The following is a 22,655-nucleotide window of genomic DNA, read 5'->3' on the forward strand; positions in this document are numbered from 1 at the left end:
GACTAATATTACAATGTTATTTCAATTGCTTAATCATTAGCAGTTTAAGCCTTAATGACCAATATAGGCGCGTATATTGGCGTAGGTTTTGTTTATATTGCGGCGCTGAAAGTGGCTGGTATTTTAATGCGACAAAACAATCGGTAAATAGATTAAATTGCTGCAGTAGTTGCGGCTGTATTTCAGTTAGCTCAAGTGCTAATTGTTGCGCATAAGCTAAAGGTGGCTGTTGTTGTGGGCTAGAAGCGCCTTTTACACTCAACAGTTGGGTAATGGTTTTATAGCGGCGAATGATTAAATCTTGTTTGGGTTTAAATTCAAATAACCCGGCAAAGTAGGCAATAAATAACAAGATGATAAGGATGGATACCAACATAGCGATGGCTATTTTACTGGTACTGATATCACCGAGTAACTTTTTCAATACCTGCTGTTTACGTTGCTCGTCAAAGCCTAACACCCACACGCTCCAATAATAGTCCATGCTGGCAATTTGATTACGTATATCGTTTAACCATGGGTATTGCTTCATCCGTAGGCTACTAAAAGGGCTGTCTAACAAATAGCTAGATTGACTGTCAAATGTGGCGTCAAAGCCATCTAAAATACGTTGTGGGGCAATCATGGCGGTGGGGTCAAAACGCTGCCAGCCTTCACCTTCAAACCACACTTCGGTCCAGGCGTGGGCCATATATTGATAAATACTGTAATAGCCAGCTTTGGGGTTGTATTCGCCGCCTTGATATCCGGTAACCATACGGGCGGGAATTCCACTGGCACGGGCTAAATAAACCAAGGCAGATGCATAATGGGCACAGAACCCCGCACGATTCTCAAATAAAAAGTCATCAATTTGCTGATCACCAAGTACGGGCGGGCTAAGCGTGTAGTAATACGCTTGCTCAGCAAAGTAATTCATCATGGCGTTAATACGGGCTTTAGGCTGCGGGTATTGCTGGCTAAATTGTTGTGCTAAACGCCAGGTTTGCGGGTTGGCATTTTCGGGTAAGGCTAAATTAATACTGCGGATGTTCGGCGTTAAATTTTCATCCATCACACTATTAGGGTAAGACACCACACGATAACTTTGGCGTTGGGCTACTGGCCGCATGGCGTAAAGACTGTAGTCGGACAATTCTACAATATTACTGTCTTGACTAAAGGCTTGGTCAAGCCCGTATAACCAGCGCTGGTGGCTTGGTTCGCTGATGACCACATACTCCAATTTATTAATCTTTTGACTGTCGTCTTGTGGTAAAGCGCGATTGAATTTTTGGTAACGTGATTGACCCTGTAGATCTTTTATATTCGAGTCCTGTCGCCAGGTTTTACCATCATAGCTTTCCATCACTAATGTGCGCCAATAGAGATCCGCATTTTTTGGGCCTAATGTGCTGCCGTCAGAATTATCAAAGCCGACTCTAAAAGCAAGTTCATCAGAGCGAGTCAATTTACTGATATCACCAAATGACATTTCATCCGATAAGCCAGTTTTGGCCGCTTTCATATTGGGCATCAACCACAGCGGGCCTAAACGAGGAAATACCACGAACAGTAATATCGCGAGTGGGATACTTTGAAGGATAATTTTTAAGCTAAAACGTAAGTTAGTTAAAGGTTTTCTGTTATCTTGATAAACGCTTACCAGTACGCTGGTATTGATAATGGCGACAAGGGTTAAGTGTAAGGTATTAATAATGGCTTGTTGATCTAGCAAGGTCAGCGCAATGATGAAGTAGCCCACTAATACCACCACTTTAACATCTCTTTGTTGGCGCATTTCGATGTATTTCAAAGCGTAACCCAAAATTAACAGGTTAATTAGCGCATTTAACAATCCAATTTGCGATGACACCAAACCTAAGGTTACCGCAGCAGCTATTGCGAGGGTATTGACCAATAATTTAGGCGGAGCTGCCACTTTGCCGTAATAAATTCCCATGCGCCAAACAAAGCAAATGGCGCAAATGGCCATAGTCCAAGGTGTTGCGTGTGAAAACTGCGGCGTTAAAACCGCTACGTTGGTTATTAATAACCAAAACAATGTATTGCGGCTAATGATGCTGTCAAAGTTATCCTGCATCATCGCCTCCTGGTTTTTTATCAATATTAATATTGAAACTTGGGCGGTACATGGCAATGGCTTTTTGGCACGCTATTCGATGGCTTTCACCACTACTTTGACCTAAGGTGTTGTGGTTGAGTAGTAAGCCAAACACTTGATTTTTTTGAGTGAGATAATTCACTTGCCAGCATAGTTTACCTAGCTTTTGTTCTAAATCATGCCCTTGGGTATCATCAAGTGACAACCATACCGGTGAGCCTTCAGGTTCATTAAATTCTTTAGTTAGCATGCCTTTGCCCTGGGCCCATTGTTTCCATGCTACTTGTTTTAAAGACTCGCCCATTACATAGCCGCGTAATCCTGTGTAGTCATCAACCCCAGGGCGAATTCTGCCATGACTGATGTCATTATTATCATCACGGCTTTGACTGGTTAAATGAATGTCGCATTCGAGTGGTTTTGCAAAAATAACTTGGTGCAAATCGAGATCAACATACGACCATGCTTTAAATAGCCCTAACGGAAAATGTGACCATACCTTAATACGTCCAGGGGTTAATAAGCCACGCTTTGGGTGTGCATATTGCACTGTTGCAATCGATTGTTCTTCAGTTTGTGCCAAGCGCACATGGCGCTGGCCACTAAATTGCAGGCAAATTTGTTGATGAGTCGTATCAGGGTGTTTTTGTTTGGTATGTCCGGTCAGCATTATCGGGAAAGCATGCGTTTGTTCGGCGTAAGCATCTGCTGGAGTGATAGCGTTAAAAGTTAATCCCGCTAAATTTTTGTAGCTGTAAAGAATACAGGTATGAAAAACGCTTGCCAGTAATAAGCTAAGTCCGATCACTAAGTTGTTTTGGTAGTTGGTGCCAAATAAGTACAGTAGGACGATAAGTGCTAACCAAGCTAAACCAAATGCGCTGGGCAGGATGAAAATACCTTTGTGGCTCAATGTGACTCTTTGTTGTGGCGGTAATCTACGGCTTATCCATCTGGACCACTTTTTTTTAGCAGAATTGGGCACAAGCCGCATTACCCAGCTTTGCCGCTCAGGGAGGTGAGTGTTATCTTGACGACTTTTGCGGCTAAACATTTTAAAAACCATTAAAGAATGGGATTAACGCTGGCAAGCAGCGTATCAGACAAGGCCTTAGCTTGAAATTGGCCATGTGCGCTTATTCGGTGCTCTGCCACTGCATGAAATACCGCTTGAATATCTTCGGGCACCAGATAGTTTCGCTGTTCAATGACAGCCCAAGCTTTTGCTGCTTGCAGTAGGGCTAAGCTTGCGCGAGGTGATAATCCACTTGCTTGGTTTTGCTGACGGGACATATCAATAAGTGCTAATAAATATTTAAGTACCGCATCGGACGCTGAAACCTGATTAACTTCTGCTTGTAGATCCATTAACTCGGCAGAGGTTAAACATTGCTTTAATGGTGGACGCTTATGACCGTGATGTTGATTTTTTAGCATGGCCATTTCAGCTTCTGCGCTTGGGTAACCAATCGATATCCGCATCATAAAGCGGTCTAGTTGGGACTCGGGCAGAGGAAACGTACCAGACTGATCCTGTGGGTTTTGGGTGGCAATAACAAAAAAGGGATTAGGCAGAGGGTAGGTATGGCCATCTTGAGTAATCTGTTGTTCTGCCATGGCTTCTAGCAGCGCACTTTGGGTTTTCGGACTGGCGCGATTTATTTCATCGGCAAGCAACATTTGATTAAATATCGGTCCTTTATGAAACTCAAACTTTTGCAGGTTTTGATCAAAAATAGATACCCCTAAAATATCAGCGGGTAACATGTCACTGGTAAATTGTATTCGTTGGTAACTCATGCCTAAACTCGTGGCAACACCGTGTGACAAACTGGTTTTGCCCATACCAGGTAAATCTTCAATAAGCAGATGTCCCTTGGCTAAAATACACGCAACCGCTAATTTTATCTGCATCGGCTTGCCAAGCAAAACTTGTTCAAGTTGGCTTATTAGCTGTTTGATTGTGGTATGGGACACAGTTAATCCTCTTTATTTTAATATTGATTTAATCGCCCTTTTTAGCGTTTGAGTTGACGGCAGGTTGGTCGTCAACTCAAACGGAGACTTAATAAGCGTAATTCAGTTCTTGTTTGGTAAACATATCGGCTTTAGGGTTATCTTGTTGTAAATAAATCATTCGATAACTTAATACCGCTTGAACATATTCACGGGTTTCAGTGTATGGGATGGTTTCAATAAAGCTCATCGCATCTAATGATCCATTAGACGCTTTTAACCAACGTTTTACACTACCAGGCCCTGCGTTATATGCAGCTGTTGCCAATACTCGATTATTATTGAATTGCTTTAATAACTCGGCATAGTAGGCACTGCCTAACATGACGTTAACGCTTGGCTTATATAAGTCTTTTACGTCGTTAAAGGGAATTTTGTTCTTTTGTGCTGTTTGTTTTGCTGTGGCAGGCATTAATTGCATTAACCCCCTGGCACCCACACCTGAGGTTGCATAGTAATTAAACGCACTTTCACGGCGTGAAATAGCCCTAATTTCATTAATATCGACTTTATACTTTTTGCTGGCATTAACAAATTCTTCATTGGCGGCATTAGGAAAACGCAGATTTAATGCGTTCCATTGTTGCCCTTGAATACTTGACTCAACACTTAAGTCATACCAGCCTTGCTCAAGCGCATAAAGTCCATATTCAGCTGTCATGGCTTTATCATGGCGACGCATTAGATATATCCACTCAGTACGCGAATCTAAATACTTATCAATGGCCCTTAGCTCTATAACTCTAGACATTCCGGGGTCATCTAATAACTTTGCGCGTAATACTTTGTTTGATGTTAAGTTGTCATCATTAAATGACAAAGGTTTATTGATCACTTTGGCGGCATTAAAACCGTAAAAATCCCGTTGTTGAGACAACACTAAATAGTTATCCTGTGCTTTTTTAGTATCCTGTTGGTCATTCATGCGGGCTTGCCAATATTGCCAGCGAGAATGCTCTTTACCTTGCTGACTTAATTGCGCTAGGTAAATGTTTACGGTATTAAAATCCTGCTGGCGGATAGCCCAGCGAAGGCGCATTTCATATAAGTCATCAGATGCCAATAGCGGTAACATAGTATCAATATGATCGATTAATGCTTCTTCTTGGTAAATCAATCCACGCCTGACAAGATAATGATTTAATTGACGATCTTTGGCCTCACTGAATCGACCCGCTTTTTGATATTTAACGTAAAGTTTGGTGGCTTGTTTAAGATTTTTTCTGGCAAGTTTTCTTAAGCCTGCATCGACAATATCACTCACAATAGGTTTGGAGCTGCTAAAAAGTTTGGTATTTCTTAATATATTAGGGTCTTTGTATACCTTTAATAGCAGTTCAGCATCGTTACGATGTTTACTGACTTTTTGGCTTAAATAACTTAATAAACCTGTTTGTCCTGCATCAAAACTGAGCAGCATTCTTCCCCAGACTAATTCCTGGGTACGGTAGCCATCTTTGGCCCACTGAGTAAATAAAGGATCACATTCTTTAGGTCTAGACTGACCATGCAGCCATAGTCGATCCGCGCCTTTGTATGCAGCAGTTTTATCACCCGTTGCTAATTGCGCACGTAAAAAATAGCACTGTAAACGCATGTCATTAGGCGTTGTCGGTGAGATAGCTAAAAAGTCTTGCCAGCGCTGGGTATTACCAGCGTTCATCAAATAACGATATCGAGCTGAATTATACAAAGGCATAGTATTGAACTGCTCGATGGCACTAAAGGCTTTATTGCCCGGCATACGCACAATGTCATCAATACTGGTGTGATAATCAAGATAAATGGCTAATGGATAATCACCTAGCTGTTTTCTGAGTTGTTGATAACGGCTGGTTTGTCCGCTGTCTAAGGCTTTTTTCGCATCAAGATATTGCTGCTGTTTAGCCGTGTAGGCATTAGCAGGGGTGCTAGATAAAATAGTCAGCGCTGTGACAACGAGTAAGGTTGTTAGTCGTTTAGGTGAACATGTATTAATCCATGTAGTACGCATTTAAATGAGAATCTCCGCCTCAGTACATCGTTTGCGATAAAGTTTTTAAAATAAGTTTTTCGTTAAATTGCTAAAACATCAACAGTATTAAAGTAAATAATTAACTGATGATTAATTTTGCCATTTTATCCTTCAGTTTTGTCTAATGACTCATCGAGTGCGCGGTTAAGTATTTGCTTACCAATCTGCTTGCTAGAGTCGACCCCCAGGCATTGTAAGGTATGCGCCTGGCGTATTAAGTTGCCTTTACCCGAAGATAATTTAGCCATTGCTTGCTGATAACTTTTATCAGCAGTCTCAAGCGCACGTCCTAGTTTGTCCATGTCATCAATATAACTGCACAATTTGTCATATATTTTAGCCGCTTGCTTAGCAATGGTTTGTGCATGTTGATTCTGATGCTCGTAGCGCCATATGTTATTAATGGTCCGCAAAGCGACTAATAAATTGGTTGGACTAACCAGCATAATATTTTGCTCTAGGGCAAAATTAATTAGGCTAGGGTCGTACTCTATTGCCAGTAAAAATGCCGGTTCAACAGGGATAAACATTAGCACATAATCTAAGCTTTTTAGTCCATGTAGTTTATGGTAATCCTTTTGACTGAGTCCCTTGATATGCATCCGAATGGATAGGGCATGATCTTTTAACGCTTGCTGGCGAATATCTTCATCATCATTGTTAAAGTAGCGCTCATACGCAACCAACGACATCTTGGCATCAATCACCACATCTTTGTTATCGGGTAAATGAACAATCACATCGGGTTTAAATCGTTTACCATCATCATTCTTTAAATCTTGCTGGGTGTCGTATTCATGTCCTTCACGTAGGCCACTTTCTTGTAATACTCTTTCAAGAATGACTTCGCCCCAATTACCTTGCTGTTTATTGTCACCTTTAAGTGCTTTGGTCAGATTGATGGCATCTTGGCTCATTTTTAAATTGAGCTCACGTAAATGGTTTAATTGATGTTTTAATGCACTGCGCTCAGATTGTTCATGATTATACGACTGTTGAATTTGTTGCCTAAATCCATCTAACTGCTGTTTAAGCGGGCCTAGAACGCCGTCAATTTGAGTGACATTTTGTTGTTTGAAACTTTCACTTTTTTGCTCAAAAATACGATTGGCAAGGTTTTCAAACTGAACTTTTAATCTTTCTTCAGCCACTTCCAGTAAATTGATTTTATCTTCTAATGCTTTATTTTCGGCTTCGCTTTTAGCCATGATGGTTTGCTGCATGGCATTAGATTTTGACAGATTAAGTTGTGACTCTAATATTTTTCGATGGCTGTCTTCTAATTGTTGCTCTAAGTGAGGAATACGCTCAACTTGCGCCTGCGCTCTAGCAAGTTGGCTAATATAAGATTCCAGCTTAGACTGGAGATGATTTAAGTTATCAATTTTATCATCGAGGATATCTTGGATTTGAACAACCTGACGTTGCTGCTCTATCAAAGCCAAAGTCGCTTCAGCTTCGTATTTTTGTTTTAATTGTTCCCAACGTTGACGGGTCAACCTTTGGTTAAGTAATGCACCTATTAAAAAACTTAATAACCCTATAGCAACCATGGCGGCTATTTGTGGCGGTGTGAAATCAACAACGAATGGCATAACCTAACCCTTTGAAATAGAAACGCGATAAGATTCGCATGCAAAAGTTTGGCCTGCAAGTATTATGGTGAACAATTTAATGTTTTTTCAGTGATTCGTTTATTTTTGAATCGAAATGAAATTTTATCGCGTATTAACCTGTCTAATGGGTAGTTGTAATACAGTATTGAGGGAATAACATGGTGAATAAAACACGCTTTACCAGGGGAATAAAACGCCAATCGGCATGGGATTTACCGGATAATCAAGTGACACCTGAGTCTGTTTTTAAAAACAGACGCAATATTGTTAAAGCCCTAGGGCTGGGTGCATTAGGTGCCAGTATTCCAGGATATGTACAAGCCGGTTTATTTGATTTTGGCAGCAGTAAATCAACGCCTCCATTTACCACCTCACCATTGCAATTTGCCCAACCTAAAGCATTTGTTATACCAGACACCTTAACCCCAGAAGATAAAATCACCCGCCATAATAATTTTTATGAGTTTGGCACCAGTAAACAAGACCCTTTTGAAAACGCACAACAATTTAAGGTCAACCCCTGGTCACTGCAAATTGAAGGGTTAGTAGACAAGCCAATTACCTTAGATTTAGATGATTTAACTAAACGCTTTGCATTAGAAGAGCGAACCTATCGATTACGCTGTGTTGAAGCATGGTCTATGGTGGTGCCCTGGGTCGGTTTTTCACTCGCCAGTTTATTAAAAGAAGCAGGCGTGAAATCATCCGCAACCCATGTTGCATTTGAAACCTTGTTTGACCCAGATCAAATGCCCGGGCAGAAAAGTCGCTTAATGGGCGGGGGTATTCATTACCCTTATGTTGAAGGGCTAACTATGGCTGAAGCAATGAACCCATTGGCATTTCTAGCGGTCGGTTTATATGGCAAAACGCTGCCACCGCAAAATGGTGCGCCTGTTCGTTTAGTTGTACCGTGGAAATACGGCTTTAAAAGCATTAAATCGATTGTGAAAATTCGGGTTATGGACAAGCAACCACCCACCAGTTGGAATCAGCTCGCGTCTAATGAGTATGGTTTTTATGCCAATGTTAACCCACAAGTTGATCACCCAAGATGGTCACAGGCATCGGAGCGAAGCATAGGTGAGGGTGGCTTATTTTCAGCTAAACGCATTCCTACGCAAATGTTTAATGGTTATGCTGACACGGTTGCCGATTTATATAAAAACCTCGATTTAAGGAAATATTATTAATGCGGATCACTTCACGGGGTTTGTGGTGGTTAAAAGGCGGTTTACACATCGCCTTCATCTTGCCGATGTTGTACTTGGTATATTTGGTATTAAGTGACAATGCTGGCGGCGACCCTGTGCAATACATTATTCATTTTACCGGCATGGGGGCTTTAAATAGTCTGCTGGCAGCCTTGGTGGTTTCACCTTTGGCAAAATACCTCAAACAAGGGCTGTTATTACAAACTCGGCGCTTAATTGGCTTATATGTATTTGCCTATGTAACATTACATATCAGCGCATTTATCAGCTTAGATTTATTGTTCGCCTGGGGCTTTTTACTCGAAGAAGTGATCAAACGACCTTACATTTTGGTTGGCGCGTTAGCCTATAGTATTTTGCTACTACTGAGCGTGACCTCGTTTATGGCGGTTAAGAAGAAAATGGGCAAGCGCTGGCAACAACTGCATAACTGGGTTTATCTAGTCGCTTTACTAGCACCAGTGCATTTTTACTGGTCGGTTAAATCTGAAATTATTGAACCCAGTATTTATATTGTGATTTGTTTGGCGTTAGTTTACTTACGCAAGCAAAAGCTAGCGAAATACTTGCCGTCGCAGCAGTAACTTTTGTGAAATACATCGCCTCGCATTTTATGTGGGGTGATTAATAATATAAGTGTAGTCCTTTGTTTTTTCTGGTTAAGCCATTACAGCAATAGGCGGCGAATAACGTAAAAGCCACCACACCAGCCATAATGCTAGCCAGCCTAAGCCAGGGGGCATCCATCGTTAGACGCATTTGCACAAAATCAACCGTTGATACTCCCCAAACAAAAATACAGCCCAGCACTAAACCTAACTGTAACAGTCGTGAGACAACGGCATGTTTTACAAACATTAAACAGGGTAAAGTTGCAGCAATAATGGCCAGTTCAATATGGTTAAACCGAAGAAAATGCGCGCCAATTAACCAATAAGCGATTGAAATAATCAACACTCTCCACCACATAAATAACCTCCAACATCAATTTTGCCTCATTCTACGCCCTATCAAAACGGCATTATGTTTGCCTGTTCACATTTAATAGATTCACGCCACCATAGCGACCACAAAATATCGCGCGAAGATTAACTAGCAAACAGATCCAGATGACAAATCATAGCCGTTGTATCAGACAAGATGATTTAACCCTTATTAAAGGCATGTATTGCGTTATAGCATTAAAGAAACAGGTGTTGAGGGCGATGAAACTCGGTTTGCAGGGGCTTAAATCAAAGGTCCTTCTAGCTCGACTCACTGCGGAGGAAAGCGCAGAGCTTCACAGCATATGAAAAATTTAGCGGCTTGTGTTGTTTTATTAACCCTATTTAAACTATCAAAACCAATCAGTATCAAGGTAGTAAGGCCGTATTTAAGTAATTGAATATGTCTAGTTATATCCCTTTCAGAGTTTCTTTAAAGTTCGCATAGCTTTGCCCCCCTCAAACACCAACTTTTTATCACCCTCGATCTTTTTATTTTCCAAGATAAAAATGTTACTGCCGTATATATTCTGAGGTTAGATTTCTTTGACACAAAACTCTTGGTTTTTATCTTAATAAAAACTCTAGTACATTGAATTAAAGCGCTTTTGTTTAAAAAATTATTTACTCAATGAGCCATATCACTCTCGGTTTCAGCTAGACTAAAGAGTGATTGATTCGAAATGTGAAATCTGATAATTTGCTGAAATTATTGATAACTAAAGTGATATAGATGTTTGGTTTTGGTTGGCTTTTCAGAATGCTTATCGGAATTATCACTTACAGGTTATGTGCAAATGCTAGGCCGGCATTTTTTATTCTCAAAATATAAGGAAATACCTTGAAAAAATTAGCTTTACTGCTGCCTCTTATCTCCCTTAATTGTTTCGCTGAAGAGAATAGTCAAGATACGGATTACTCTATCGGTCTAGGCTTGGGCGCTATGTATAGTGGTATTGGAACAAATTTTTCATTTGTATCTGAAAATGATTTAAAGTACATATCAGCAGGTTGTGTTGAGTACAGCACTATTAGTGGCTCGACTTGTGGCTTTGGTGCTGGCTGGATTAAAACGAATCTATTTGGTGCTAACTCGAATAAGCACGGTTTTGGTGTTTATATAAGCTTAGTCGGTCAAGAGTCTTACTCTAGTTATACAACAACTACAGAAGGTGTAGAGTATTATAATCATGAAAGTGATATTTATGGTGCTGGTGTAAGTTATACCTACTTTATGAATGGTATAAATAAATCAGGCACAACTTTTGGTGTCTCTGTTCATGCTACTAATGCTGAATTCGAACATAGCTTCGGCGGATTCTTTCAAGTTGGTTACCAGTTTTAGCACATATCAAGAATTTCAAACGGAACTAAAACAGTTGGTTAGGTTCCGCTTCTCTACACATTTCACCCCAATATTTTTGTCCGCTTGATGCCAAGCCTCTGCGCGGAGCCAAATGTTGACTCAATCGAGTGTATTAACCTCATTGAATCAGTTAGACTTTAAAAAGATGTGATGGAACACAATTATGACAAGGGAGTTGCAATGAAATACGTACAAACCAAGCCTCATAATTATTTCAAAACTGCTCTGCAGCCCCTAGCCTGCATCAAAAAAAGCAAATTCCTATAGCATAACGTGTATCCATTAACCTTGACTCGGCATAGGCCAAATCTAACAAGCGGTTTGTGCCATGCAAACAGTGCAACGGACAAATACTAAAATGTTATGTTCTTAATCAGTTATGCCGACTTATAAGGAAGTATTCCAAATTGAAAATTTCTCGAATTTTTAGAAAAAATAAATTTTTTAAGAAGCATAAAGCGTATATCGAGAATAGAGATAAATTTATAATTTTTTTGTTTTTTGTTTGCATTTACTTTCTTATTAAGGAATCAACAGTCCCGTTACCTGAAATGCTAAATTATCTCTCTCCTATATTTGAAAAAAATAAAGGGTATGGGGAAATCCTTTTTACCTTGTCTAGTGGTTATCTAATTGGTTTTTCAGTTTGGTATTTAGATGTGTATATTCCTAAAAAATCTAGAGAGAGGTTTGCATATGAGACTTTATACTGTGATTATCACAGCCTAGCTAAATGCGTAAATGATCTTATTATCAAGTTTGAAGCTGAATTTGAAATTGAGAACTATTTTATACAGAAATCTCCTCGTTCGGGAGCTACAGAGCTTTCCTTTAAATATGGAAATATGATTCACCTTTCAAATCCCGACTATGTTGGCCCATTAAGAAAGCATATTTCAAAAGGTATTGTTGTTGGTGAATTAAAGCTAACTCAAATAGATATAGAATTTGCAATAGATAAGATTCTTATTTATTCAAATATTCTTCCAATGCACGAGATCAATTCAATTGTTCACTTGAGACATTACTTGGCAAAAATTGATCATCTGATAAATGTGTCAGAAGTTAAACTATTTGATAATTGGCCAACTATTATTAATTTGATTGGAGAGGTCTGTTATCGTGGGATGGTAATTTTGGATAAAGCTAATAAACTAGGCTATCAGGATAAAAGCCTTTATTTGGCCAGAGTAAATGAAGCCCATCCATCTTTATTAAAACGAACATAGCAAGGCATTTAAACGATACTAAAACAGTGTGTTAGGTTTCGCTTCCCTACACATTTTAACCCACTATTTTAGTCCGCTTAATGCGGCGTTGGTACCAAAAAAATTGCCCCAACTCTGATTGGCTACTTGATGCAGCCATTTTTATGGGCGTTTAGCGGTGGTTTTTAGCGTAAACGGGCTTGTTTCTCTGCCAATCTTGCTAAAAACACGAAACATGGCCACCCACGATTATTTATACCTTTGACGTAAAGTTCATAACAGTAACTCGCCTTAACTTGTATGTCAGAAAAGCAAAAAGCCAGCGATTAAGCTGGCTTTTTTAATTTGGTCGGTATGAGAGGATTCGAACCTCCGACCCCTTCACCCCCAGCGAAGTGCGCTACCGAGCTGCGCTACATACCGAATGTTGTTGCATTACTAAGCTTCAAATTAGTGGGGTAAACTTAGTGAGCAAGCACTGTATCAATTGAACGGGCTCGGCGCAAGCACTTAGTTAATCAGCATTTATTGACTGATTATATTCTATTCAAGTTAACTCATTTGACGCTATTAGAAGGACGGCTTCGCGTTAAATGCCATTAGCTAGTTTTGATATAATCGGCGACCTTCACGCATCACTTGAATCAACTCTGGCGCACTCATTTTCTTGTTAAGACGTCGTTCAAATTTAGCATCGTATATACGGTACTTTCCATATCGGCCTAGAACGGTTATCTCATTCTTTTGATAAATCGCAAATTCACGGCTATTACCAATATATACCCAAGATTCTTGGTTAGGCTCTAATAAACTTCTGCCAGAACTGTATTTCTCACTGGCTGTTGTACAGCCCAATACTTTGCTTAAAATCGTTGGCGCAATACCGTAGTGGCTGGTGCGATAATGAATCTCACTGGGGGTAATGTTAGGCCAGTGGATGATTAATGGCACTTTAACATTGTCAGGAGACAAATCGCGCCTTGCATCTTCAATACTGCTGGTGAAAACTTGGCCGTGGGTGCCAGTAATAAACACTATGGTATTGTCATCTATTTGAGGCAACAACTGACTAAGCTGATTATCAATAAACTTTAAAGACTGGCGATATTGGTTAAACAGCACCTTTTGTGCCGATTTTAATGACGTTGGCGCTTTTATGGTTTCAATGCCCAAAAAGCCAACGGGTGTATCGTAATCTTGTGGTGCAGATAGGTTAAGTACTGCAAACCAGGGTTGGGTTTGATTGTGTTGCCATTGATTAAGGGCTGTAATATTTTGAATATCGGTTGTGGCACTGCCATCTTCACTGACACTGATATGGGGTTGAAACCCTTTAAACATAGCGCCGGTTGATGCTAATTCAGCCTGTGAGCGGGCGGTAAATAGTCCTAGCTGATAACCCTGGCGAATTAATTCCTGGTTCATGACGGGTGACATAACCCCAAAATCTTGCTTGTCGCTATAATTGCCTTGTAAACCATACATTAAGGTAAACATACTGCTTTTAAATTGAGTGCCGCCGGTATAATGCTGGGTAAAGTTAAGTGACTCGCGGGTGTACTGGCTTAAAAAAGGCATGGTGACATCATCAATCATTGCGGCTTGTAAGCTATCAATAGCAATGACTAGCACATTGGTTGGCGTGTCAGCCTGACACTGCAGTGGTTCAATGGGGTAATGCAAATTCGGCGTTTGCGGAGCAATCTCACTGGTCACTTTGTTGCCATCAACCCCGTGTGATTCCATAAAGGTTCTGGCTGTTGCTGGATATGAAACCGGATAGGCGTCATCAAAACGAGTGATGTCGGTAATATTGGCGGCATCAGCCCAAATATGAATTAAGTGGCTACTAATAAAACAGGCGCCAACAAATAGCACCACTTTATTGCCCCATTGTTTCTTTTGAATTTTATCGATTCGCTTCCAGATAAAGTTGGCCGCGGTGAGTTCAATAACGATAATGACAATGGGGGTGACGATATAAGAGGTGCTATGCAGTAAGGCATTTAAATCTTGCCAGGCTAAATCAAATGCAAACGGGCTGAGATGAATACCGTAGTCATCATAAATAATCGTGTCGTAGAGCAGAATATACAAAGCCATTGAGGCTACAAAGGCGGCATATCCTCGTAGAATTTTGGAGTAGGGTAAGATGATACTGACTGGGAAGATAAAAATTACGTACACAATAAAGGCTAAAAATGTGTAATGCCCTATGGTACTTAACGCAAGATAGCCCCAACTTATAATGGAGTCTGGTTGGCCGACACTGCCAATATAACGGGAACCAATAATCATGGCGAGCAAGCCATTGAAAAAGGCAAACCAATGCCCCCAATTTACCAGGCGCGAGACTTTATCTCGTGTCATCTGCTTTCTGCGCTCGATCATGCCTTAATGGATCCCTTCTTAGATAGATTATCGATAGCTAACAAGGTCTGTTAACTCACTTTCAATGCATTATTTAATGGACTGAGTAAGTGCCTTAGCAAACTGCTCCGCAACCATTTGACGTGATTCTGTTGGGACTTTCTTTTCTAATAAATGAGAGACGCAGTTGCCTAATACCATTAAGCTTAAATCGGTAGGGGCTTGATGTTTGTTTAATAGCGCTAACATCTCACTGATTAAGGCTTCTACTTGGGTGTTGCTGTATTTTGATTTAATGGCCATGTTTTTCTTGTCTAAATAAGTTCTCAATTGTTGTATATGATAACGGATTTCAATCAAGCTCGCCTCATGTTTTCTATACCTTCATGATTAAAATCGTTATATCATGCTCAGTCTTCTTAGCAATATTTGACTCACCAAAGGTTATCGCATTTATGACGATTAATATCGAACAAGCCATTATTCATGAAATCTCACTCGACAGTCAGGGGCAAATGGCCTGCCGATTACGTCCGCAACCTTTATTAAATAGTAAAGCTGTTGAGGCTATGCTGGAAGAATTACATCAAACCTATTCAAGTAAAGCAGGTAAAGGTTTTGGCTATTTTGGTGTGCCAAATGAAGATGGCGATGCTAATGATGCGTTTGCTAATGCACTTCAATCATACCGTGAAGGTCAGTCAGGCTTTGTTGATTTTACCGTGAGTGCCAGTAAGTTACTTCAGCAAGAATTAACCAAGTATGACTTCTCCCAGGGCGGTTTTTTATTGATGTCATGTTATTCCGCCATGGCCAGTGATTATCTGTTTGTTGCGCTGCTTAGTGCTAAGTCATCAATGACAGTGTTAGATGATATGGAGCTGTCACAGAATAATCATTTAGATTTAAACAATATTCAATTAGCTGCGCGCATTGATTTAACCGAATTGCAGGCCGATAAAGCCTCAAAGAAATATATCTCATTTATTCGCGGCAGAGCAGGCCGTAAAGTGGCTGATTTCTTTTTAGATTTTATGGGTTGTGTTGAAGGCGTAAATACAAAAGCACAGAACAAAACCTTGATTCATGCGGTTGAAGACTTTGTCGCTGGCAGTGAATTAACCAAAGATGAACGTCAACAATGTCGCGACAAGGTGTTTGAATACTGCGCTGAACGTGCCGATGTTGGTGCCGACATTGAAGTGAAAGATTTGGGTGATGAACTGGCTGATCAAGGCATGGAATCATTTTATGATTTTGCCTGTGGTGGCAATTATGAATTAGATGATGAATTTCCCGCAGATAAAGCCAGTTTGCGCAGTTTGAAAAAGTTTTCTGGTACTGGTGGTGGCGTGACTTTAAGTTTTGATGGTGGCCATTTAGGTGAGAGAGTTATTTATGACCCAATATCAGACACCCTTTTAATAAAAGGTGTTCCGGCTAATTTAAAAGATCAGTTAGATCGTCGATTAAAGGGTGAATAGTCTGATATTGTACTTAAGACTGATGTGTCAAGCATATTGGCAGATTTGAGTATAAAAGCAGCATTTTAAAATTAAGCGCCTACCACAGGCGCTTTTTTTAGGTATTAAAGGCTAAAAACACCACTTTGAGACCATATAGCAATATAAATGGGTATTAATTGTACTTTTTACTTTTCATTAGCTTTTAAATTAGTAAACTAGCGCCAGTTTTTACCAACATCCTGCAGGGTAACACAATGGTGTTAACCGTGTGTAAATGGGGGACTTCTATGATTACCGCTTACGCCTACAAAAATCATCAGCTCACAATTACTGAACTTTCTATTGAAGACTCTTTGCCGGATAATATTCTCTGGCTGGATTTATATAAACCAGATAGTGAACAACGTGATTGGTTGAGTCGATTTTCTGCTGAGGAAGTGTCCGACCAGGAAGATATCAAAGAAATTGAGGCATCCGCTCGATTTTTCCAAAACCAAGATGGTTTGCATATTAACTCGCTATTTCCACAACGGGTTGGCTCTGATGTCAGAGCGGTCAACGTTTCATTTAATTTACGTCAGCATTTTCTATTAACCATACGTGAAGAAGATATCGGCTTAATCCGTTTACTGCGTAATTATATGCGTTTAGGCCGCCTAGATACCGAAACCCCTGAAGGCTTATTATTAGAGTTATTCACCCTTAAAGTTGATTATCTATCTGATTTGATTGAAGACGTGTATAGCGTACTGGACAATTTGAGTGAGCAGGTTTTTAATGACGAAGAACTGGATGCCGTATTTAAACAAATCACTTTACAAGAAGACTCCAATGGCAAAATTCGCTTAAGTTTACTTGATACCCAGCGTTCATTGCGCTATTTACAACGTTATTACCGACAGAATTTGTCCGATGAGAACCTGAAAGACATTCGTGAAATGTTATCGGATATTGAATCTTTAATGCCACACAGCCAGTTTATTTTCGATAAATTAAAATTTTTGCTTGATGCTGCTATGGGTTTCAGTGGTCTGCAACAGAATAAAATTATTAAAATTTTCTCGGTATCGGCGGTGGTGTTTTTACCCCCAACCTTGATTGCTAGTAGCTATGGAATGAACTTTGCTTTGATGCCAGAGTTAGATTGGCGTTTAGGTTATCCGATGGCGGTGGGGTTAATGTTTGCCAGTGCAGCAGGTACGTACTTCTTTTTTAAACAAAAAGGCTGGCTATAGCATTTGCGCAAGTTTGACAAAATGGGCAGTTTAACACTGCCCATTTTTGTATTTATTGGTTTTTATACTGCGTTTATTAGCCTTGACCAAATGCGTAGCTAATGGTTTCTCTTGGATTTAAATACTTATGAATTTTTTCGGGTAAAGCTGCGGCTGGAAGACTTCTTACAATACTCATGCCTTCTTTTTCTAACTCAATGATTGGCGATTGCGCTATAGGAACTATGGGGTCATATGCAACGATTGACGGAAATAAAATGTTATTTAAATTTACCGACATAACTAAGCCAAAATGGCCATTTGACAGTTCTACAATGCTACCTGGTGGATAAATTCCTAGCATTTTTATTAATTTTTGTACGTATTCTGCATTCAACTTATTTTTATAGTTTTTATACAATAAGCCTAGGGCGACGCTGGGGGTTTTAGCTTTAACTAAATGACTGCCGTTACATAAATTATCGTATGTATTGACCACCGCAATCAGTTGAGCAAACTTATCCAGCTGATCCGCTTTTAGCCCTTGCGGGCTGCCACTGCCATCTAAATACTCATGATGATGGGTTATCATCGGTTTAGCTTCTTCCGGAAAAGTGTCAGCTAATTTTAAAAAGTTAATACTCATTAATGGGTGCTGTTTGACTAGGTTTTCTTCTGGTGTTGATAATGGCACTACTTTATTTAAGATATTTGAGGGGATTTTTAATTTCCCAATATCATGAAATAAACAGCCAATACCCAACAACTCAATTTCTTCTCGGCTCCAGCCAAGTTCTTTCGCCATTAACATACACACCATAGACACATTTAACGAATGGTGGTGGATAATATCTTTAGGGTTGGCATTTTCCATTAAGTGTAACGCAAGGTTATCTTCATCCAGTAACAGATTAGTAAGGTTACTGATGAGATCTTTAGCCTCACTGACAGCATTAAGTGGACGACTAGCAATTTTACCGACCATTGAGTGCATCATTGACACTGAACGCTCAAATTGCTTTTCAGTTTTTTTGATATTGCGCTTTAGTTTTTGCTGCTTATCGATACGTTCTGATTTGTAATCGAGCATATCTTGTTTAATGGTATCAAGTGAGGCCTCATCGACCGCTTCTAAATCCGAAGGGTTATCCGTTGTAACAGGTTGAATATCGCTTCGTTCAGGATCGTAAAAGACATCTTTTACGCCTAATGATTTTATCAACTCAATTTGAGTTTGTGAGGTAACTTTGAATTTACTGAATAAAAAAGGATGATCTTTCCACGAGATAGGCAAGCTAACGTAAACACCAACTTTAAGTTCTGAAACTGCTATTTTGACATTTTTTTTCATAAAAGTGGGTGATTAGGCTCAGGTCAAATTCATAGATAAATATGGTTAAACGTTAGATAGAATAAAACTTACTCAGACTTTACAAATAGGTAAGTTACATGCAGCATATTAACATTAACTTTAAAAATTAAGCAGTGAATTATGGACTTTATTGAAGTATACCCCAATGCGATTAGTGATGAATTATGTGATAAGTTGATCGATGCGGTAAAACATCATCCTAGTGTGATCCAAGGCGTTACTGGTAATGGCGTTGATCTCAGTAAAAAGTTTAGTCGTGATCTTATGTTAGATCAACACGCTGATTTAGCCGAGTTACGCAATGAATTACTGCAGTTAACACTGGCCAATAGTGTTGATTACTTCAAAAAGTACGCATTAGCATTGATGGGAGCTGTGTCAGTCTCCGTAAATGATGAAAATGGCCAGCCGGTGGCACTGCAACCGGAAAATTTTGAAAAATTAGGTGCTGATAAAGTTAACGCAATTGTGCGCTATTTATTCCGTAGTGGCACGATTAATATCCAGCACTACCAGCAAGGGAAAGGTGGTTATCCCCATTGGCATTCAGAACAATTCCCCCAGGAAGGTCACAACGAAGCCTTACATCGAGTTGTCCTTTATATGTTCTATTTAAATGATGTAGAAGAGGGCGGAGAAACTGAGTTTTATTACCAACAACAAAAAATAAAACCCCAAAAAGGAACCATGGTTATAGCACCTGCAAGCTTTACCCATAGTCATCGCGGTAATATCCCCTTGAGTAGCGATAAATTTATCGCAACATCATGGATTATGTTTAATCGTGCAGAAAACTTGTATGGCGCAGTTGCGCCAAGTTCAGCTAAAACATAACGGTCATCAACAGGTACTTGGTTTATTGGTTAGTAACCGGTAATTCGATAATAAATGAAGCGCCCTCTAAATAACTGGTTTGTATTTCAAAGGTACCAGCGTAACTGCTAACAAGCTCAAAACAAACGGCTAAGCCGATGCCTTGGCCGTTATGTTGTGTATCGGCGCGAACTCCCCGTTGAAAGATTTTTTGTTTGTAGCCCTCTTCAACACCTGGGCCATCGTCATCGACTTGTAACCTCAGCAAGCCGTCGTGCTGCTGGGCTGTAATTTCGATAGTACTAATGCAGAATTTAGCGGCGTTCTCAATCAAATTGCCGCACAGCTCCATTAAATCACCTTTACTGACTGGAAAGGCTAAGTCATTAGGGCAGTGGACAATGAAGTTAATGTTTTTCCTTTGATATAATTTTGACAACATTAATACAAGCTGATCAAGTATCGGCTTGATATCAGAGTGTTCTTTTAACAAACCTTGTCTGCCCATCATGGCGCGTTTTAACTGGTACTTAACCAAATGATCCATGTCTTCTATTTGGGTTAAGATTTGCCGCTCTTTTTCCTGCGAATTTAAAGAGGTGTCGTCAATTAGCGCGATACTGGCTGCTAGCCGAGTTTTCAAACTGTGGGCTAAGTCATTCATGGCATTTTGATAGCGAGTTTGGCGTTGCTGATTTTGATCCAGCAGTTGGTTTAATGATTGGGTAATTTCTTGTAACTCGACAGGATAGTCATTCGACAGATTTTGCTGTTTGCCCTGCTTAAGTTTGAGTAACTCTTGTTTTAGTTGCTTTAGTGGCAACATACCCCAATAAGCGGCGCTAATCAGTAAGAAAAATGCTGCACCTAATACAATAGCAAGCCTGAAATAAGTGAGACGATTAAACTTTTGCAGTTCTTTTTTCATGGCTTCAGCATCTTGAAGTATTAACAGATGGAACTGCTTGCCCTCAATTAAGGTGCTGAGTTTAAAGACTAGGTATGTGTGCAAGCCTTCAAATTCAAGAAAGTAGGCTTGCGAGTCGTCTTTGATGAGGTTGTATTTTTCACAAATGTTAGTCAAGGATAAATCTTTAGCCAGTTCAGAACGCCATAAGCCGGTATATTGCTCGTTACAGGTGGCCATTATGTAGCTGGTTTCAATGTTGTCGTTATCTTGTGCTTCGGTAATGGGGACTAAATTGTTTTCGCGAAATTCTGCGGCAATGACTGGCAGCTCTGCAATATAGTCGGCGGTGATCTGAGTATAACGATTTTGGGCATTCAATAATGTTACTAGCCAGGCAAATCCAAACCCCACTAAGGCAATAATGCTTAAGGAGGTCACAAACATCCTGGTGAGTAAACGTTTCTGCGGTTTTAACATTAGTTGCATGGTAAATTGAATTTATATCCTTGGCCACGTATTGTCATGATGGCATCTTCGATACCGCCGTGAGCTAACTTTTTTCTTAAACGGCTTACCATCACTTCAATTGTGTTAGGGTCGCCTTCTTTATCGGCATAAACCACATCTAATAAGCGCTGTTTGCCAACTACTTCATGGTTGTGGCGCATCAGGTATTCTAATATGTGGTATTCAAACGCAGTAATGTCTAAATGACAATCATTAAGAGACACTTGTTTACTGGCTAAATCCACCGACAGTGTGCCACAGCTAATTACCGACTTTACAAATCCTGCACTGCGACGTACCAATGCATCAAGCCGAGCAATTAACTCTTCTTTTTGAAAGGGTTTTACTAAATAATCATCAGCACCGGCATTGAGGCCTTCGACTTTATCTTGCCAATTTATTCTGGCTGTGAGGATCAGAATAGGAGCGGTAACTTTGGCGTCTCTCATCGACTTTATTAAACTGATGCCGTCCTGATCGGGCAAACCTAAATCAACAATAGCGATGTCAATCGGGTAATTAGTCGCTTGATAAAAGCCTTCTTGAGCCGTCGCGGCAATTTGGATCTGATTACCCAGTTCGCTCAATTGAACATTTAAGTGATGAGATAAAATAGGGTCGTCTTCAATCACTAAAATTCGCATAGTTAGCTCCTGATGCTAAATGCTAATGTGTAAGTACTTCACTTTCTGACTATTTATTGCTTAGTGCAGACTTTAAAAATCGTTAATTAAACTCACAGCAATAGTCGCCGAAACACCGATAAAAATAATACCAACTAGCAAATCAATAATGTGACTCACACTTAATAATTTGGCTTGAATGAGTGGCTTAGATAACACCAACGCTAATAAGCTAAACCAGATAAGTGACAAAGAGAATAATAGCGTGGTTGCTGCAATTTTGGTTATTAAATTTACCTCTGGTGTGATCAAGACTGTGAATAAGGTAATAAAGAAAATCAATGCTTTGGGATTGAGTAAATTAGTCAGCAATCCTATTTTAAAGCCTTTAAATATTCCGAAACTGACAGTGTTGTGTTTATCTGCAGCAGATGCTTGCGTTGGTTGTTCGGTTGACCCTGCTATTGATTTAAAGCGACTTAACGCTGACTTTAGCGCTTGAAATCCCATCCAGGCTAAATAACTTACCCCAATACATTGCACTAAGGTATAGGCCAGAGGTGACTGGCGGATCATTAAACTAATGCCCAATAATGATAATAATGTATGAATTAAAATGGCGATGGCAATGCCGAGCGCACAAGCGACAGCTGCTTGTCTACTTTGTTGACTGGCCATTTTAACGATAATGGCAAAGTCAGGGCCTGGACTGATTAAGGCGATAATATGAATAGCAGCCAAGCTAGCAAGTAAGGTGAAATCCATTTAAATTCCTGATAAATAAAATTTTGTTTATTATCCCGATCTGAGGTTATTTATAAAGGAAAAATAAAAAAGGCGCAATCAATGCGCCTTTAAA

General features: G+C 39.9%; 19 protein-coding genes and 1 tRNA gene. 7 read left to right on the forward strand and 13 right to left on the reverse strand.

The annotated features are described in order from the left end of the window. Positions 1-16 precede the first annotated feature (16 nt). The 5 genes from ACRWQN_RS09405 to rmuC all read right to left on the reverse strand — a co-directional run bounded on the left by ACRWQN_RS09405 (position 17) and on the right by rmuC (position 7,729). Complete coding sequence (locus tag ACRWQN_RS09405) at positions 17-2,083, reverse strand: transglutaminaseTgpA domain-containing protein (protein WP_434940553.1); 2,067 nt, start codon at positions 2,081-2,083, stop codon at positions 17-19. Next, entirely contained in the window at positions 2,073-3,158 is a 1,086-nt protein-coding gene (locus tag ACRWQN_RS09410; RefSeq protein ID WP_226410227.1) for a DUF58 domain-containing protein, read from the reverse strand. Before ACRWQN_RS09410 ends, ACRWQN_RS09405 begins: the two co-directional genes overlap by 11 nt. An 11-nt stretch (positions 3,159-3,169) precedes the next feature. Beyond that, the gene (locus ACRWQN_RS09415) at positions 3,170-4,081 is read right to left on the reverse strand and encodes an AAA family ATPase (protein WP_434940554.1); all 912 of its coding nucleotides are present in this window, start codon (positions 4,079-4,081) and stop codon (positions 3,170-3,172) included. An 88-nt stretch (positions 4,082-4,169) separates the two neighbouring features. After that, positions 4,170-6,113, reverse strand: a complete 1,944-nt coding sequence (locus tag ACRWQN_RS09420) for a transglycosylase SLT domain-containing protein (RefSeq protein ID WP_434940555.1) — start codon at positions 6,111-6,113, stop codon at positions 4,170-4,172. A 125-nt stretch (positions 6,114-6,238) separates the two neighbouring features. After that, positions 6,239-7,729 carry a DNA recombination protein RmuC gene (rmuC, locus tag ACRWQN_RS09425; RefSeq protein ID WP_434925883.1) on the reverse strand — a complete coding sequence of 497 codons (1,491 nt, stop codon included), beginning with the start codon at positions 7,727-7,729 and terminating at the stop codon, positions 6,239-6,241. Between the two features lie 179 nt (positions 7,730-7,908). Between rmuC and msrP the strand changes: the two genes are divergently transcribed. Continuing rightward, entirely contained in the window at positions 7,909-8,943 is a 1,035-nt protein-coding gene (gene msrP / locus ACRWQN_RS09430) for a protein-methionine-sulfoxide reductase catalytic subunit MsrP (RefSeq protein ID WP_434940556.1), read from the forward strand. Beyond that, positions 8,943-9,548, forward strand: coding sequence for a protein-methionine-sulfoxide reductase heme-binding subunit MsrQ (msrQ, locus tag ACRWQN_RS09435; protein ID WP_434940557.1), 606 nt, complete (start codon positions 8,943-8,945; stop codon positions 9,546-9,548). The genes msrP and msrQ overlap by 1 nt, the downstream gene beginning before the upstream one ends. Before the next feature lie 40 nt (positions 9,549-9,588). Here the strand turns inward: msrQ and ACRWQN_RS09440 are convergent, their stop codons facing one another. Further along, positions 9,589-9,933 carry a hypothetical protein gene (locus ACRWQN_RS09440; protein ID WP_434940558.1) on the reverse strand — a complete coding sequence of 115 codons (345 nt, stop codon included), beginning with the start codon at positions 9,931-9,933 and terminating at the stop codon, positions 9,589-9,591. A gap of 855 nt (positions 9,934-10,788) precedes the next feature. Here ACRWQN_RS09440 and ACRWQN_RS09445 point away from each other — a divergent pair. Next, positions 10,789-11,292, forward strand: coding sequence for a hypothetical protein (locus tag ACRWQN_RS09445; protein ID WP_434940559.1), 504 nt, complete (start codon positions 10,789-10,791; stop codon positions 11,290-11,292). Between the two features lie 428 nt (positions 11,293-11,720). Further along, a complete protein-coding gene (locus ACRWQN_RS09450; RefSeq protein WP_434940560.1) occupies positions 11,721-12,542 on the forward strand; it encodes a hypothetical protein in 822 nt (273 codons plus the stop codon). 325 nt (positions 12,543-12,867) lie between these two features. Here the strand turns inward: ACRWQN_RS09450 and ACRWQN_RS09455 are convergent. The 3 genes from ACRWQN_RS09455 to ACRWQN_RS09465 all read right to left on the reverse strand — a co-directional run bounded on the left by ACRWQN_RS09455 (position 12,868) and on the right by ACRWQN_RS09465 (position 15,194). Then, positions 12,868-12,944: transfer RNA gene (locus ACRWQN_RS09455), tRNA-Pro, on the reverse strand. A gap of 180 nt (positions 12,945-13,124) precedes the next feature. Next, positions 13,125-14,912 (reverse strand): DUF3413 domain-containing protein, encoded by a 1,788-nt coding sequence (locus tag ACRWQN_RS09460; protein WP_434940561.1) that lies wholly within the window; start codon positions 14,910-14,912, stop codon positions 13,125-13,127. A gap of 69 nt (positions 14,913-14,981) precedes the next feature. After that, complete coding sequence (locus ACRWQN_RS09465) at positions 14,982-15,194, reverse strand: YejL family protein (RefSeq protein WP_226410218.1); 213 nt, start codon at positions 15,192-15,194, stop codon at positions 14,982-14,984. A gap of 152 nt (positions 15,195-15,346) precedes the next feature. Between ACRWQN_RS09465 and yejK the strand changes: the two genes are divergently transcribed. Together yejK and corA are read left to right on the forward strand one after the other, a co-directional pair. After that, positions 15,347-16,375, forward strand: coding sequence for a nucleoid-associated protein YejK (yejK, locus tag ACRWQN_RS09470; RefSeq protein WP_226410217.1), 1,029 nt, complete (start codon positions 15,347-15,349; stop codon positions 16,373-16,375). Positions 16,376-16,644: 269 nt separating this feature from the next. Further along, a complete protein-coding gene (gene corA / locus ACRWQN_RS09475) occupies positions 16,645-17,592 on the forward strand; it encodes a magnesium/cobalt transporter CorA (RefSeq protein ID WP_434925893.1) in 948 nt (315 codons plus the stop codon). Between the two features lie 76 nt (positions 17,593-17,668). Here corA and ACRWQN_RS09480 read toward each other — a convergent pair whose 3' ends face one another. Continuing rightward, the gene (locus ACRWQN_RS09480) at positions 17,669-18,922 is read right to left on the reverse strand and encodes an HD-GYP domain-containing protein (RefSeq protein WP_434940562.1); all 1,254 of its coding nucleotides are present in this window, start codon (positions 18,920-18,922) and stop codon (positions 17,669-17,671) included. Positions 18,923-19,063: 141 nt separating this feature from the next. Here ACRWQN_RS09480 and ACRWQN_RS09485 point away from each other — a divergent pair, with 141 nt between their 5' ends. Continuing rightward, complete coding sequence (locus tag ACRWQN_RS09485) at positions 19,064-19,777, forward strand: 2OG-Fe(II) oxygenase (RefSeq protein ID WP_434940563.1); 714 nt, start codon at positions 19,064-19,066, stop codon at positions 19,775-19,777. A gap of 22 nt (positions 19,778-19,799) precedes the next feature. Here the strand turns inward: ACRWQN_RS09485 and ACRWQN_RS09490 are convergent, their stop codons facing one another. From ACRWQN_RS09490 to ACRWQN_RS09500, 3 genes are all read right to left on the reverse strand, one after another. Further along, on the reverse strand, positions 19,800-21,152 hold the full coding sequence (locus tag ACRWQN_RS09490; protein WP_434940564.1) for an ATP-binding protein: 1,353 nt from the start codon (positions 21,150-21,152) through the stop codon (positions 19,800-19,802). Then, positions 21,143-21,817: a response regulator gene (locus ACRWQN_RS09495; RefSeq protein WP_434940565.1), complete on the reverse strand. Its 675-nt coding sequence runs from the start codon at positions 21,815-21,817 to the stop codon at positions 21,143-21,145. Before ACRWQN_RS09495 ends, ACRWQN_RS09490 begins: the two co-directional genes overlap by 10 nt. Positions 21,818-21,889: 72 nt before the next feature. Beyond that, positions 21,890-22,561 (reverse strand): LysE family transporter, encoded by a 672-nt coding sequence (locus ACRWQN_RS09500; RefSeq protein WP_434940566.1) that lies wholly within the window; start codon positions 22,559-22,561, stop codon positions 21,890-21,892. Positions 22,562-22,655 lie beyond the last annotated feature (94 nt).

It is taken from the genome of Shewanella sp. HL-SH8 (assembly GCF_051165765.1).
In the GTDB taxonomy this organism is placed as follows: Bacteria; Pseudomonadota; Gammaproteobacteria; order Enterobacterales; family Shewanellaceae; genus Shewanella; species Shewanella glacialimarina.

Coding starts and splice junctions, on each gene's coding strand:
- ACRWQN_RS09405 (WP_434940553.1), bottom strand. CDS start 2,083: ATGCAGGATAACTTTGACAGCATCATTAGCCGCAATACATTGTTTTGG.
- ACRWQN_RS09410 (WP_226410227.1), bottom strand. CDS start 3,158: ATGTTTAGCCGCAAAAGTCGTCAAGATAACACTCACCTCCCTGAGCGG.
- ACRWQN_RS09420 (WP_434940555.1), bottom strand. CDS start 6,113: ATGCGTACTACATGGATTAATACATGTTCACCTAAACGACTAACAACC.
- rmuC (WP_434925883.1), bottom strand. CDS start 7,729: ATGCCATTCGTTGTTGATTTCACACCGCCACAAATAGCCGCCATGGTT.
- msrP (WP_434940556.1), top strand. CDS start 7,909: ATGGTGAATAAAACACGCTTTACCAGGGGAATAAAACGCCAATCGGCA.
- msrQ (WP_434940557.1), top strand. CDS start 8,943: ATGCGGATCACTTCACGGGGTTTGTGGTGGTTAAAAGGCGGTTTACAC.
- ACRWQN_RS09440 (WP_434940558.1), bottom strand. CDS start 9,933: ATGTGGTGGAGAGTGTTGATTATTTCAATCGCTTATTGGTTAATTGGC.
- ACRWQN_RS09460 (WP_434940561.1), bottom strand. CDS start 14,912: ATGATCGAGCGCAGAAAGCAGATGACACGAGATAAAGTCTCGCGCCTG.
- ACRWQN_RS09465 (WP_226410218.1), bottom strand. CDS start 15,194: ATGGCCATTAAATCAAAATACAGCAACACCCAAGTAGAAGCCTTAATC.
- yejK (WP_226410217.1), top strand. CDS start 15,347: ATGACGATTAATATCGAACAAGCCATTATTCATGAAATCTCACTCGAC.
- corA (WP_434925893.1), top strand. CDS start 16,645: ATGATTACCGCTTACGCCTACAAAAATCATCAGCTCACAATTACTGAA.
- ACRWQN_RS09480 (WP_434940562.1), bottom strand. CDS start 18,922: ATGAAAAAAAATGTCAAAATAGCAGTTTCAGAACTTAAAGTTGGTGTT.
- ACRWQN_RS09485 (WP_434940563.1), top strand. CDS start 19,064: ATGGACTTTATTGAAGTATACCCCAATGCGATTAGTGATGAATTATGT.
- ACRWQN_RS09490 (WP_434940564.1), bottom strand. CDS start 21,152: ATGCAACTAATGTTAAAACCGCAGAAACGTTTACTCACCAGGATGTTT.
- ACRWQN_RS09495 (WP_434940565.1), bottom strand. CDS start 21,817: ATGCGAATTTTAGTGATTGAAGACGACCCTATTTTATCTCATCACTTA.
- ACRWQN_RS09500 (WP_434940566.1), bottom strand. CDS start 22,561: ATGGATTTCACCTTACTTGCTAGCTTGGCTGCTATTCATATTATCGCC.